Here is a 15,039-nt window from a genome sequence, read left to right on the forward strand (position 1 = left end):
AGAGTTGATATTCTAATATAAATAAATTTGCGTTAGTAATAATGTAAATTGTGTTAACTTGAATTTCAATCAAAAAAAATAGTATTTTTGTTCAAAATAATATAAAATGTTAAATAGGAGGAGAGGAAATTTATTTTTAGCGTTATTTTTAGCTTTCATGGGGAACTTTGTTTTGGCTCAAAATAAAGGAAGGGTAGAAATTGCTGCAAAACCTAAAGCTGCTTCTTTGAGGGCAGGTGTTTTTATAGATGTAAATGCACCTAGTTACCCGGAGTCCGGCTATCCTATAACCCAGCTTATAAATGATGTGCTTATATCAGGAGGCTCTACTTGTACCAGTTCAACGGTAAGCAATGTAACCGTTTCTCCTAACTTGTCTGCCACCAATCAGAACCGTAGCTGGGGATATTTTAATAAATCAAATACCAACTTTCCTTTTAGTAAAGGGATTATACTTTCAACCGGATATGCCAATAAAGCAGGGAATACTTTTCAAGGAACATTAAGTGATGATCTGGGAACCGGAGGAGATGTAGATCTTGCGAACGCTTTAGGGATTGCTAACAATAACCTAACCAATGCAACCTCTATAGAGTTTGACTTTGTAGCCGCCTCTACTGAAATTACTTTCAGATATTTGTTTGCTTCTAAAGAATATCAGCAAAACTTTCCATGTACTATTACAGATGGTTTCGCTTTGCTGTTAAAAAAGGCATCTGATCCTACTTATACCAATCTTGCAGTGCTTCCCGGAGGAGCAGGACCTGTAAGTGTAACGAATATTCACCCGCAATATCAAAACTGCGGACCTAAGAATGAAGCCTATTACGGAGGAACAAATACCGCTCAGATTGAAACCAATTTTAACGGACGTACTATTCCTCTGACAGCAAAAGCAACTGTCATTCCCGGGCAAACCTACCATTTTAAAATTGTGTTGGCGGATTATCAGGATCCCAACTTTGATTCAGCAGTATTTCTTGAAGCAGGATCATTTGATATCGGGGTGAAAATCCTGGATCCGGCTGGCGTGCAGCTTCCTGATTCTGTTAATATGTGTGATAATACGCCACAGACTTTTACAGCCTCTGTACAGGGACCTAATATAACGTATCAGTGGTATCAGGGTACCACTCCGATTGCAGGAGCTACCAATGCAAGTTACACGGCAACAGCACCAGGGGTATACACCGTTAAGGTTTTCATCCAGGGGAATACCTGTCCGGGGGAAGCTACTATTACAGTAGTTGGCGGAACATCTCCTACAGTACAGAATGCTACATTAACAGCCTGTTATGCTGCCGGAAATGCAACTTTTAATTTAACATCAGCACAAGCTTCAATAAGCACCACACCGGGAGCTGTGTTTACCTACTATACCACATTGGCGGATGCTAATGCAGGAAATGCAAATACAATTCCTAATCCAACAGCTCATCAGAGTGCAGGTGGAACGGTGTATGTGAGAGTAGCAAACGGTTTCTGTGCAAAAGTAGCACAGCTGCAATTGGTAAAGGCGCCACAAATGACGCCTACTATTGCTCCTCCGGCTGTACTTACCTGTGCTAACTCTCAGACTACACTGGATGCTTCAGCCTCTGTTTATCCGGCAGGAGCTACTTTCAACTGGACAACTACAGGAGGAAATATTGTTTCAGGAGGAACTACTTTAAACCCTGTCATTAATGCGGCAGGAACATATACTTTAACTATTACAAAAGTTTATCAGCCTGGAAATATCAGCTGTACCGCTGTAGGAACTGTAACTGTAACAGGAAACAGTGCCCCGCCAGTTACCGGGCTTACAGCAAGCAAAATAAAAATCTGTAAAGGAGATTCTGTAACACTTACCGCTTCAGGCGGGGCTACCTATAACTGGGGTAATGGCCTTACAGGAAACGGAAGTACACAGGTTGTTTCACCTACTGTTACCACTACTTATACCGTAACAGCAGTAGGTGCAAATGGTTGTGTCTCTCAAAACCCTGCAACGATAACAATAGAAGTTTCAGAGCCTTTTACAGCACAAAATGCAACACTGCATAAGTGTTATCAGCCAGGATTAACTTATAATCTTACTGAAGCTCAGCCTCAGATTACAACTACTGCAGGCGTTACTTTTACTTACTATATCAATCAGGCTGATGCCAATGCAGCTAACGGAAACTTTATTGCAGTACCTACAACATATACACCTCCCGGAGGAAGCCAGACTATTTATGTATTAGTAAGCAATGGAGGCTGCAGCTATGTAGTATCTCTGCAATTATTAAGCACAGCCCAAACTACTCTTACTATTGCTGCACCACAAACAATTACCTGTACAACTCCTCAGGTTACTATCAATGCTTCGGCATCAGTAGTTCCTGCAGGATCTACAATTGCCTGGACAACAACCGGAGGAACTATTGTATCAGGAGGTAATACTCTTACCCCTGTTGTAAGCTCTGGAGGAACTTATACTCTAACGGTTACTAACATATCACAACCAGGAAACCTGAGCTGTACATTTACTGCTACAGTAACAGTTCAGGAAGATAAAGTACAACCGGTTGCTGCATTGGTTTCATCACAACCTCGTATTTGTGTGGGAGAATCAGTGACGTTGACCGCTTCCGGAGGGGTAAGCTATAACTGGGGCAATGGTCTTACAGGAAATGGAAATACTCAGGTTGTTTCACCTACTACGACTACTGTTTATACGGTATTTGCAGTTGGAGCTAACGGATGTATTTCTGCAACGCCCGCTACTGTTACAGTTCAGGTAGGACCACCTATAGCAGGTCTTACAGCATCTAAATTAAAAATCTGTGAAGGAGAATCTGTAACATTAACTGCCACAGGAGGAATTACTTATAACTGGGTAGGACTTACAGGAAACGGAAACACACAGGTAGTGACGCCTACCGTAACAACAGAGTATTCAGTATATGCATTAGGAGGAAACGGATGTAGCTCTGTGAATCCGGCTAAAGTTACTATTGAAGTAGTTCCGGCGATTGTTTCTACCTTAAAAGATGTATTTGTCTGCGCAGGAGATAAAGGAACTCTGGATGCCGGGGCAGGACCCAACTATACTTATGTATGGAGTACAGGAGCAACGACTCAGACGATAACCACTAATATTCCCGGAACGTATTCTGTGATAATCAGCAATGGGGTTTGTTCCAAAACATTCTCTGCACAGCTTATTAATCCTGATCTGCCACAGTTTACCAATATTGTTTATGATAACCATATTCTTACACTTACGGCAAGTAATCCTACAGGTGGAACTTTAGAATATTCTATAGATGGAGGATTGACATGGCAGCCATCCAATATATTTACAGGTATTTTGAATAATACGATGTATTCTGTAATGGTAAGAGTGAAAGGTGCCAAATGTGGTACTTCACTGGATTACTTTACATTTGTTATCAGCAATGCTATTACTCCAAATATGGATGGTGTAAATGATACCATTGACTTTACTGGAATCAGCGGATACAAAGACTTCGCAGCTTCAATTTTCGACCGATACGGGGCGGAAGTATTTAAAGCAAGTAAAGGTAATGTTATATGGACAGGATCTTTAAAAGGAATCAATCTTCCTACCGCTACTTATTGGTATAGAGTACAATGGGAAAATCCGGCCAGCAAGAAAATGGAACAACGTTCAGGTTGGATTCTCTTAAAGAACAGAAACTAGAATTTACTAAAATAAAAAATCAACAACAAAATCTTTCAGCAATGAAAGATTTTGTTGTTTTTAGGAATAAAGATTGTTGCGTTTTGTGAATTATTTGAAATAGGGGAGGAATATGTTAAAATATTTTGTAATACAATGCTACCACACTATTTATGATTTGTCCGAATAGGGATTGATTAATGAAAATTTACTGTAAGAGGTTCTTATTTTGTTTTTTTGTGGTAAAAAATATAAATATGTATATGATATATTTAAAAAAAAATTAAATTTGTTGAAACAAAAATATTATGAGAAGATATCTACCGCTTTGTTTATTTTTTTTAGTCATCTCGACTTTTTTATTTTCACAAGATCTGCCTCCGCGAAAACAGGCAAAAGAAATTCCTTCCAATCTATCCGGAAGGGCTGGTGCTTTTATTGATGTGAATGCTCCGCAGTATCCTGAAACAGCTTATACTATTGAAAAAATGGTTAAAGATGTATTGATCTCATCCGGGACCAATACTTGTCTTACTCCCAATGTAACCAATGTGAAGATTACACCTAACCATGCTGCAAGTGAGGCAAACAGAGCATGGGGATATTTTCATAAGGCTGCAACCAATTTTCCGTTTAAAGATGGACTTATTCTTTCCACAGGATTTGCAAGAAGAGCTGGTAACACCTTTGAGGGTGGCCTTAGTGATGTGAACGGTGGAGGATCTGATGCTGACCTTGCACAGGTGATTGGGGTAGTGGAAAGCAGATTGAATGATGCTGTGCTTTTGGAGTTTGACTTCGTTCCAACCACCTCTCAGATTAAATTTAATTATCTGATTGCCTCAGAAGAATATACAGGCTCATTCCCTTGTACCTTTGCAGATGCATTTGCCATCTTATTGAGACCTACTTCAGGTGGACCTTATGTAAATATGGCTGTACTTCCGGGAGGAGCAGGACCGGTAAGTATTACCAATATCCACCCTGCAATTGCAGGGAGTTGTGGTGCCGTAAACGAACAATATTTTGCAGGATATAACACCGGGAACGTTGAAACAAATTTTAACGGAAGAACGATTCCATTGACTGCTACGGCAACCGTAGTAGCAGGACAGCAATACCACTTCAAAATGGTAATTGCCGATTACAGTGACCACAGTTATGACTCTGCAGTATTCCTTGAAGGTGGATCTTTCAATATCGGAGTAGACCTTTTAGATCCTGCAGGAACCAAATTGCCTTCAGATATCAATGTATGTGATAATGTCCCTCAGGTAATTACAGCTTCTGTAAATGACCCTAACCTTGTATATCAGTGGTTCTATAACGGTGCACCAATACCTAATGCAACGACTAATACAATTACTGCAATACAGCCTGGTACTTATACTATCGAAGTAAGTGTTCCAGGTAATCCATGTCCGGGTAAAGCTTCCATACAGATTCACGGAGGAACAACACCTCAGGCTCAGGATGCAACATTGCTGCTTTGTACCACACCGGATATTACTACTTTTGATTTAAGTACAATTATGCCTACCATCAGCCCAACGCCTGGAGCTATCTTTAAATTCTACGAAAATCAGGCGGATGCTGTTGCACAGAATAACAACTATATTCAGACTCCTTTAAACTATAATGGTAACGATGGACAGATTTTGTATGTTTTGGTTTCCAATGGAGGATTCTGTAGCAAAATTGTAGAACTGACATTACAGAAAGAAGCAACCCCAACCGCTAAAGTGAAAGCTTCCAGAATAAAAATCTGTCCGGGAGAATCTGTAACTCTTACTGCTGAAGGAGGAGATACTTATCTTTGGAGCAATTTTATGGGAACAGGGAATATGCAGACCGTTACTCTGTATCAGACTACCACATTTACAGTATATGCAATTGGAGCAAAAGGATGTAAATCTCTGAATCCGGCAACAATTAGAATTGAGGTGACACCAGAAATTACCTCTACATTGAAAGATGTTGAAATGTGTGTAGGTGATGTTGTAACCCTGGATGCAGGAGCTGGTGACGGTTATAAATATCTTTGGAGCACAGGTGCTACAACGCAGAAAATTAATGTAAACCAATGGGGTATTTACTCAGTGGAAATTGATAACGGTATCTGTAAGAAAGTTTTTGAAGCTAAAGTAATGGGAGCAGCAACTCCTTTCGTTACCGCTTTAAATTATGAAAGTATCAAAAAGTCAGTAACAATTACAGCGGAAAACCCGCCAATGAACAATACACCAAGTACTTTGGAATATTCTATTGACAATGGTATTACATGGCAGGCTTCTAATGTATTTACTAACCTTTTAGATAATACAAACTACACTGTTTTAGTAAGAAGAGTAGGAACACATTGTGTGGGATCTCTTGAATTCTTTACATTGCAGATTAACAATATCATTACGCCAAACGAAGACGGAATCAACGATGTACTGGATCTTAAGGCTCTTGGAGACTTTAAAAACTTTACAGGTTCTGTATATGACAGGTATGGAGTAGAAATGTTCAGATTCTCAAAAGAAAATCCTACCTGGGACGGAACAGTAGGTGGTAAGAGACTTCCTACAGCAACATACTGGTATAAGTTCAACTTTGAGTATCCAAAATCAAAAGCTCAGATGAACTGGTCAGGATGGATCATGCTGAAGAACAGAAACTAAAATTGATAATGTACTATAAAAGAAAGCCTTTCGAATTTATTTGAAAGGCTTTCTACTTTTAACGAATAAGGGTATTGTACTTTATTCAACAAAAAAGCTCCTGATAGAGGAGCTTTTTATAATAATTGTCTATTGATTTTCTTTCCAGAGATTCGCAAAGTGTATAAAATCTGCAACACTAAGTTCTTCCGCTCTCTTATCTAAAAATTCATGTCCTTTTAGGGCTTCAGGAATGTTTAATGATTTCAGAGCATTAGAAAGCTTTTTTCTTCTTTGGTTGAAACCTGTCTTAACAATCTGCTTAAACAGAACCTCATTGCCTGCAAGTCCTTCTTTAGGGTTTCTTGTAAGTCTGATGACTCCAGATTTTACTTTTGGCGGAGGATTGAAGACGTTCTCATGTACCGTAAACATATAAGATACATCATAATACGCCTGTATCAGAACAGAAAGAATACCGTAATCTTTAGTTCTGGGAACAGCAGCCGTTCTTTCAGCAACCTCTTTCTGGAACATTCCCACCATTTCCGGGATCAATTGGTAATGATCTACAATCTGAAACAGAATCTGTGACGAAATGTTGTAAGGGAAATTTCCAATGATAGCAATCTGATCGTCTTTGATAAAACTGAAATCCTGCTTCAGGAAATCTCCTACAAAAGTTTCTTCCGTTACTTTTTTATAATTGTTTTTCAGGTATTCAATAGATTCTGTGTCTATTTCTGCAAGGTAAATGTTCTGATCCTTTTCAAGAAGATATTTGGTAAGAACTCCCATTCCAGGGCCTACTTCCATGATGTTGGTATAGTTCTCAAAACTAAGACCTTCTACAATTTTTCTTGCGATATTTTCATCTGTCAGGAAGTGCTGTCCAAGATGTTTTTTTGCTTTTACACTCAAAGTTTTTTATGATTTTATTAACAGTGATTTTCTTTATTTCGTCCCAAATTTCGGAAGATTTTTTCTATTTTAGCCAAAAATTTTAATATTAATGGCTAAATCTGTAGATGAATTTAATAAGAAAAGGCTTCGGTCCAGCAATATTACAGTAGTGATAAGTATTGCCTTAGTGTTATTTTTGTTAGGATTAATGGGGCTTATTCTGATTAATGCCCAGAAGTATTCTGACTATATCAAAGAGCAGTTGGTGGTGAATGCCTACTTTGATGAAAACTATGACGCTAAAGATTCTGTAAAAATTGCAAAACTTGAGGAAGAAACTTTTAAAAAGGTACAGTTATTAGCTCCTGTAAAAAAAGCGACTTATATTTCAAGGGATATGGCGGCTAAAGAAGCCAAAAAGAGTATGGGAATCGACAGTGATGCATTGTTCGAAGAAAATATTTTCCCTTCCTCTATTGAAGTAGCTTTAAAACCTGAATTCGTAGATCCAGCAAAAATTGATGAAGCCATCAAAGAGATCAAATCTGTTCCAGGTATTATCGATGTTAAAAATGACAGTACTTTGATGGTAGATGTTTACAATAACCTGAGCAGAATTCTGAAATGGATTTTAGGATTTTCGATTCTGTTTCTGATATTGGCAGTTGTATTGATCAACAACTCTATCCGTCTGAAGATATTCTCGAAGAGATTTATTATTAAAACAATGCAGTTGGTAGGAGCGAAAAGAAGATTTATCCTTAAACCTTTCATTGTAGAAGCTATTATTCTGGGAGCTATCGGTTCTGTAATAGGTCTTATTGCGTTAGGTGGAGTCTGGTATTATTTCACAAGTCAGATTGGTTCAGCTTTCGTGCAGGACAACAATCAGTACTTCTGGTTAGTTATCCTGGTACTTGGAGTAGGAATTTTTATTTCTGTGTTAAGTACCATTTTCGCTACATGGAGATTCTTAAAATCAAACGTTGACGATTTATATTACTCTTAATAATGAGCAAAAAAACAAATAAATTTTCCGCTTCAGACTTTGGACATGAAGCTGAAGTACCACAGGAAAACACTTTCTATTTCGGACAGCAGAATTTCAAATGGATGCTGATCGGATTAGCATTTATTGTAGTAGGATTTCTACTGATGATGGGACCTGATGCCAATACTGTAGATGGAAAATTTGATCCTAACTCATGGAATGACGGGATCTTTTCTATCAGAAGAATCAGAATAGCACCTTTGTTTGTTGTTATAGGATTTGCAATAGAAGTGTACGCGATCTTAAAAAGAAAATAAATAAAATAATTTTATTTAAGGATTAAAAAATTTAAGAATTGAAAGATGTAAGCCAATGAGCTGATTTTTCTAATTCTTAAATCTTTTAATCTTTTTAATTTTTAAAAGAATATGGATTTAATCAAAGCAATTATTATTGCCATTGTAGAAGGCTTGACGGAATATCTTCCGATTTCCTCTACAGCACATATGGGATTTACTGCGAATCTTATGGGGTTGGAAGAAACAGAATTTTTAAAAATGTTTCAGGTGTCTATTCAGTTTGGAGCTATTTTATCTGTGGTAGTAGCCTATTGGAAAAAGTTTTTTGACTTAAATAATATTCAGTTCTATTTCAAACTTGCATTTGCCGTAGTTCCGGCTTTGGTATTGGGATATTTATTCGATGATAAAATTGAAGCCGTTCTTGGGAACCAGATTGCGATTTCTTCCGTATTGGTTTTAGGGGGTGTTGTTTTGCTGTTTGCAGATAAATGGTTTAAGAATCCTAAGATTGATGATGAAAAAGGAATTACGATAAGAAATGCTGTTACCATTGGTTTCTGGCAGTGTCTTGCAATGATGCCGGGTACAAGCCGTAGTGCTGCTTCCATCATTGGGGGAATGGCACAAGGTCTTACCAGAAAGGCTGCTGCAGAATTCTCTTTTTTTCTTGCAGTTCCTACCATGCTTGCGGTAACTGTGTACTCAGTTTTTGTTAAGACCTGGGGAAAAGAAACCGCAAATCCACAGAAAGGATATGAAATGATTATGTCTTCACAGGATCACATTATGATCTTCGTGGTAGGAAATATTGTAGCATTTATTGTAGCACTTATTGCCATTAAAGCATTTATTGGTGTGCTTAACAAATATGGATTCAAACCTTGGGGCTGGTACCGTATTTTTGTTGGAGTTGCCCTGTTGATTTATTTTTATTTCTTTAAATAATGCAAAACATATTATTTAAAGAGAAATTTGTTTATCTACTTTGTCTGTTATTTTTCATCCTTGGTGGCTTTATCTTTATTCCTTTAAATATCCATCCTTTTGCTTATAATGTAGGTTTAGAACATGATATTTTTGTAACAAGTATTCTTATTTTTGCAATTATAATTTTCATTTTCTTGATTAACAAAAAAAGAATTACAATACGATTAATAAATATTTATCTCATATTAGTTTTATTAATAAATATTAAATCTTTTATTGCTTTATTTTTTAATCATTATTATGATTATACCCCTTATTATTGTAAAGCTGTAATAACTGTATTTTTAATAATTCTTCTTTATCTTGTAAATAAATATAAAGTTAGTTTCAAACAAGTGAGAGAAATAGACAATATTGGAAAAGAATGACTGCTGAAGAACTGAAATCAGGATACATTTTTTTATTGGATAAGCCTTTGGACTGGACTTCTTTCCAGGCTGTCAATAAAATGAAATATAAACTTAAGAGGGAGTTTGATCTTCCTAAAAAATTTAAAATCGGACACGCCGGAACTTTAGATCCCAGAGCAACTGGGCTTCTTATCGTCTGCTGTGGAAAATTTACAAAGAAAATTCCTGAAATTCAGGATGCTCCCAAAGAATATTGGACAGAGATCAAGATTGGTGTACAGACGGAATCCTATGATACTGAAAAGCCTGAAATTCTTCAACAGGATATCTCGCATATTACTGAACAACAGGTAAAAGAAGTGTTGGAAAAATTTGTTGGAGAAATTGAACAGAAACCACCTGTTTATTCGGCTATTAAAATTGATGGTGAAAGAGCATACAACCTTGCCAGAGCTGGTGAAGAAGTGGAAATGAAAGCAAGAAAAACAACGATCCATTACATCAAGGATATTAAAATTGATTTTCCTGTGGTGAGTTTTATGGTAGGATGTTCAAAAGGAACCTACATCAGAAGTCTGGCCCATGATATCGGGCAGGAATTGGGAGTAGGAGCTTATCTGACACAGCTGAGACGTACCAAGATTGGTGACTATGCCATTGAAGATGCTACAGATCAGTTCCTGAATAATGAGTATAGATTTGAAGGTCTGTAAAAATTAAACCAGCAATTCTCAGGATATTGAAAATCATACACCATCAGGAAATATTGATTATGGTATTACTTTCATAAGAATATCATTTTCTTCCTAACTTTGCATTAGGAAATACTGAAAATACAAGTTTCCTATTCAAAAATATTGAGCCAAAAGGAGGAATCGTTTTCAAATCACATAAACTGAAAGATGGGATGATGATTTTTCATAGATTTAAGCTATGGAAACCCCAATTTCAGTAATAAAAATTATACCGGCTACGGAAAAGACTAATGGAAAAAACGCGTATCAATAAATATTTATCAGAAGTGGGATACTGTTCAAGGAGAGCAGCAGATAAACTTTTGGAAGAAGGAAGGATCAAGATAAACGGGAAAATTCCTGAGTTAGGAACCAAAGTTTCTGATGAAGATCTTGTAGAAGTAGATGGAAAACCGATCAGAGAGCCTCAGGAAAAACCGGTGTATATCGTTTTTAATAAGCCGGTAGGAATCGTCTGTACCACGGATACAAAACGTGAAAAAAATAATATCGTAGATTATATCAATCACCCCAAAAGAATTTTTCCGATCGGAAGACTGGATAAACCAAGTGAAGGACTTATTTTCTTAACGAGCGATGGTGATATCGTTAATAAAATTCTTAGAGCACGAAATAACCACGAAAAAGAATATCTTGTTCGGGTAGACAAGCCTATCACACCAAGATTTTTGGAAAAAATGCGAAACGGTGTTCCAATTCTTGATACCGTGACTAAAAAATGTGAGGTAGAAAAGATTGATGAAATGAATTTCAGAATCGTTCTTACTCAGGGATTGAACAGACAGATCCGAAGAATGTGTGAATATCTTGGATACGAAGTAAAAAAACTTAAGAGAATCCGTATCATGAATATCAAACTTGATTTACCTATCGGGAAATGGAGAGATATGACGGATGAGGAACTGAATACACTCAACTCCTTGCTGGCTGATTCCAGTAAAACAATTGATTAAAAATATCTAAAATACTTAACGGTTTTTAATTTCATGCTTCCCTGTATTACCTATGGGAAGCATTATTTTTTTATGTTATTTATTGTTTTTTTTCACGTATTGGTGTAATATATTTTATTTTTCAGTGAAAATGTTTTATATTTATAGTATTAACAATAATAGCCTGATAATCATGAAATTAAGTCTTAATTCAGTTCTAGTATGTATTACTTTGGTAATATTAGTGAGTTGTCAAAATGATAATCATTATCCGGATCATCCACATGATTCTTCATTTTACATTGATTACAGAAGTTTAAAAGGATTACCAGACGGAATTGCCGTTATTGAACTTGATCCTGAAGCACCCAATTTTGGAAATATAAGCAGTAAGCTTGAATTAGGTGTCGGTGTATTGCCTCACCATATTTATTACAATCAAAATGCCAACAAAATGTTCACAACTGCTTTGGGAGGCAGTTATCTCTACGAAGTAAAAACCGGGCAAGACCAAAACGGACAACCCATATTATTGAACGCAATTCCTGTTGATACGGGTGAGAATACGGTAGGCGAAAATTTATTTTTTACCAATGACGGAAGATATTTTATGACCTTTATGGGTGGAGCAGGAGGTCCAAAAGACGGAAGTATAGGTGTTTTTAACGCGGCTAATAATAAGCTTATCAAAACGATTAAAGCACCCATTCAGACTAACCCCAATAAGTTTATCATGTATCCACACGGTATTTCCATCAATGAGGAAAAAGGATTGATGATGGTATCATCCACTATTCACCCTGATCTTACTACCGGAATGGGTAATACCTGTACTTTATTAGATCTCAATACTTACGAAATAAAGGAAACCTATCAGGTTGCAGACTCTCCAACTGATTTATCTGCTCCTGTAGAAGTATTGCTATTGCGCGGAAAGTTTCCGCAATATGCACTTGCTACAACGATGCTTGGCGGAGATATCTGGATTGCTCCCTATAATGCTATAACCAAAAAATATGATGCTTTTACTAAAATTTTTGATGGAAGTACAAAAGGTTTAGGCTGGGCACTCGAAATGTATATTGATGATACCAACAAATTGTACGTGAGTTTTGCAGAACCTGGAAAAGTACTTGTCTTTGATATTAATAATCTTCCTCAACTAAAGCTTTTGAAGACTCTGGATGCGGATAAAGGCGCACATCATATGGCTTTCTTTAAAACCAAATCAGGAAAAGAAGTTGTAGCAGTACAGAATAATTTATTGGATCTTCCCAACTTAAATTCCGGTACGATCAGTATAATTGATATTAATACGGAAAAAAAATTAGGCACAGTAGATTTACGTAATAAATACGGAATACTGCCGGAATCCATTGAAGGGACTAATGGGCCAAGCAACTACATGCATCACTAAAATCGAAGATATTATTTTACAGGACGTAACTCTTCCGGAATATTTTGGAAGAGTTTACGCCTATTTTAGGGTTCATGTTATTTTACATATAATTTCATTCTTTCTTCATACTCAGGTTTCAGTTTCAAAAGTTTCCATATTTTCTTATCATCAGGGTTACTGATCCGGTAGAATATGATTTTGTCTGCTGAATATTTGAAATAAGGATGATTTTTAAGCCATTCCTCAGGTGCGTCTACTAATGAATACCGGGGAACATTTGATATATTCAACGGGGCTATTGAAATCAGTTTTTGAACCAGATCCTGATCGATGTTGTAAGTGCTAAGAATTTGCTGCTTATTCATAAAACCTCCCAGTTTTTTTCTGAAACCAATGATTGAACCTGCACTTCTTTCATCCAGTCCGAATTCTATAAGCTGTTTAAACGTAATGGTATTAAGATCTGTTTTTGAAAAATCTGTTTTTTCCTGTTGTTTTTCCTGAATTTTGATATAGGGTGCCATCTCCTGAAATTTCTCTGCGGAGATCACAAAACATTTCTGCAGATCTTCTAGGCTTTTGAAACTTCCCCGTAAATTTCTGTCCCGGTAATTGATGATCGTGATTGCTTGTTTCTCTGAGAATCCAAGTGTTTTCCAACCCTCTAAATCAAGCTGATTAGGATCAAAAATATGATATTGAATTCTGGATTTTACAGTATTATCCTTCGCAAAATTCCTGAAGTTTTCCGGAGTGTTTTCCGGCAGCAAAAGATAAGGTGCGATTTTGCTGTAATTTTCCGGGGAAATGATAAAGCATTCTTTAAACTTTTCCTTACTGATAAAACTTCCCCCGAGATAATTTCTATACTTTATAATAGCTTCTGCCTGCTTTTCACTGAAACCCATCTTAAGCCAGTCGTGGACAGAAAACCGATCAGGATTGAATTTCGCTGAAATCATAATTCCTTTCTTCCCATATGGAGTGAATCTTTTGGAATCTTCTTTTTCTGCTGCTTCAGGAAGCAAGATGAAAGAGGCTAGCTCACTGAATTTCTCTTCGGAAATAGCATAACATTTTTTCAACTGCTCTTTTGAAGTAAATTTTCCTCCTACCATATCTTTATACTTAAGGATAGTAGCAGCTTGTTTATCTGAAAATCCAAGTTTCAGCCACTGTTCTTTGTCCAGTATATTAGGATCAAAATCTGATAGATCCCGTATTGAAGAATCTTTAATAAAGGTAACTTCAGGAAAAGGTTCTTTTTCACGACTGGTGTATTTCTGATAGGCTAATAAAACAGTCAGCAATGTGACCATCAATGCCAGTTTTTGGTAATAGCTTTTTCTCATCATGCAGTAAACTTATTGATAAAAATAAATCACGACAATAGTTGATAATGAATTAGTTAAATATGATATAGAGAAAGTGTTTTATTGTTGATAAGCTAATGGGAATATTGCCTTTTGGGCGATATAATTTCGTAATTGATACTAAATATTCTGATTAGATATTTATTTTTTAACACGACAGGTTCTGTCGCAGCGAGCAGGTATTTTTGCATCATAATGATATAAATTGCAATACAATATTAATAAGATCTAACTATTAATAATATGATTTATAGCAGGTTAAAGTATTGTGATTTTCGTATCTTAAAAAGTGTTAAATTCGTTGCGTTTTAATAAACTAATTACTAACTCAAAAAACAACATAAAGATGAGAAAACTTTATCTCAGTGCATTTACTTTATGCACGAGCCTGGGCATATCTGCCCAGGAAGTGGTGTGGGAAAAAGACATCCAATCCTCTACCCAGGATTTTCTAAGCCAGGTCACTACAACCATTGATCAACAGTATTTGATCACAGGAAGTTCTATTCAAAGCAATAAGCAACAGGCTTCAGGCAGTAAGCACAATAACGGTTATGATTTTCATTTGGTAAAACTCAATCAGCAGGGTCAAGAAGTCTGGGAAAAATATTTCTCAGGACAGAACCATGATTATCTTTCTGCTACCGTTACTACTCAGGATGGAGGATTTCTTTTGGCCGGAACATCTTATTCCGGAAAAGGGTTAGACAAAAAAGACGATTCCAAAGGAGG

The 15,039-nt window shown here is 36.6% G+C and carries 11 protein-coding genes and 1 pseudogene; 10 read left to right on the plus strand and 2 right to left on the minus strand.

Annotation, left to right across the window (positions count from 1 at the left end):
* The first annotated feature begins 106 nt into the window (after positions 1–106).
* Both DEU39_RS20285 and DEU39_RS20290 read left to right on the plus strand, forming a co-directional pair.
* Positions 107–3,691 carry a choice-of-anchor L domain-containing protein gene (locus tag DEU39_RS20285; protein WP_062671126.1) on the plus strand — a complete coding sequence of 1,195 codons (3,585 nt, stop codon included), beginning with the start codon at positions 107–109 and terminating at the stop codon, positions 3,689–3,691.
* A 287-nt stretch (positions 3,692–3,978) separates the two neighbouring features.
* Positions 3,979–6,336 (plus strand): choice-of-anchor L domain-containing protein, encoded by a 2,358-nt coding sequence (locus DEU39_RS20290; RefSeq protein WP_062671124.1) that lies wholly within the window; start codon positions 3,979–3,981, stop codon positions 6,334–6,336.
* Between the two features lie 129 nt (positions 6,337–6,465).
* On the opposite strand, the gene rsmA is transcribed toward DEU39_RS20290, so the two are convergent.
* Positions 6,466–7,236 (minus strand): 16S rRNA (adenine(1518)-N(6)/adenine(1519)-N(6))-dimethyltransferase RsmA, encoded by a 771-nt coding sequence (gene rsmA / locus DEU39_RS20295; RefSeq protein WP_062671122.1) that lies wholly within the window; start codon positions 7,234–7,236, stop codon positions 6,466–6,468.
* Between the two features lie 91 nt (positions 7,237–7,327).
* On the opposite strand from rsmA, the gene DEU39_RS20300 reads away from it, so the two are divergent.
* The 7 genes from DEU39_RS20300 (at position 7,328) to DEU39_RS20330 (ending at position 12,952) form a co-directional block, all read left to right on the plus strand.
* Entirely contained in the window at positions 7,328–8,227 is a 900-nt protein-coding gene (locus tag DEU39_RS20300; protein ID WP_062671119.1) for a cell division protein FtsX, read from the plus strand.
* Positions 8,228–8,229: 2 nt separating this feature from the next.
* Positions 8,230–8,526, plus strand: coding sequence for a DUF3098 domain-containing protein (locus DEU39_RS20305; RefSeq protein WP_062671117.1), 297 nt, complete (start codon positions 8,230–8,232; stop codon positions 8,524–8,526).
* 111 nt (positions 8,527–8,637) lie between these two features.
* Positions 8,638–9,456, plus strand: coding sequence for an undecaprenyl-diphosphate phosphatase (locus DEU39_RS20310; RefSeq protein ID WP_062671115.1), 819 nt, complete (start codon positions 8,638–8,640; stop codon positions 9,454–9,456).
* Positions 9,456–9,866: a hypothetical protein gene (locus DEU39_RS20315; protein ID WP_120233166.1), complete on the plus strand. Its 411-nt coding sequence runs from the start codon at positions 9,456–9,458 to the stop codon at positions 9,864–9,866. Before DEU39_RS20310 ends, DEU39_RS20315 begins: the two co-directional genes overlap by 1 nt.
* On the plus strand, positions 9,863–10,561 hold the full coding sequence (gene truB, locus DEU39_RS20320; protein WP_062671113.1) for a tRNA pseudouridine(55) synthase TruB: 699 nt from the start codon (positions 9,863–9,865) through the stop codon (positions 10,559–10,561). The genes DEU39_RS20315 and truB overlap by 4 nt, the downstream gene beginning before the upstream one ends.
* Positions 10,562–10,833: 272 nt before the next feature.
* Complete coding sequence (gene rluF / locus DEU39_RS20325; protein WP_062671111.1) at positions 10,834–11,556, plus strand: 23S rRNA pseudouridine(2604) synthase RluF; 723 nt, start codon at positions 10,834–10,836, stop codon at positions 11,554–11,556.
* A gap of 223 nt (positions 11,557–11,779) precedes the next feature.
* A complete protein-coding gene (locus DEU39_RS20330; protein WP_147367631.1) occupies positions 11,780–12,952 on the plus strand; it encodes a hypothetical protein in 1,173 nt (390 codons plus the stop codon).
* 77 nt (positions 12,953–13,029) lie between these two features.
* Here DEU39_RS20330 and DEU39_RS20335 read toward each other — a convergent pair whose 3' ends face one another.
* Complete coding sequence (locus DEU39_RS20335; protein ID WP_120233168.1) at positions 13,030–14,289, minus strand: helix-hairpin-helix domain-containing protein; 1,260 nt, start codon at positions 14,287–14,289, stop codon at positions 13,030–13,032.
* Positions 14,290–14,653: 364 nt separating this feature from the next.
* Here DEU39_RS20335 and DEU39_RS20340 point away from each other — a divergent pair.
* Positions 14,654–15,039 (plus strand): annotated as a pseudogene (locus tag DEU39_RS20340) (T9SS C-terminal target domain-containing protein); the annotation flags it as partial.

Origin of the sequence: Chryseobacterium sp. AG363 (genome assembly GCF_003610675.1) — a bacterium.
Classification (GTDB): Bacteria; Bacteroidota; Bacteroidia; order Flavobacteriales; family Weeksellaceae; genus Chryseobacterium; species Chryseobacterium cucumeris.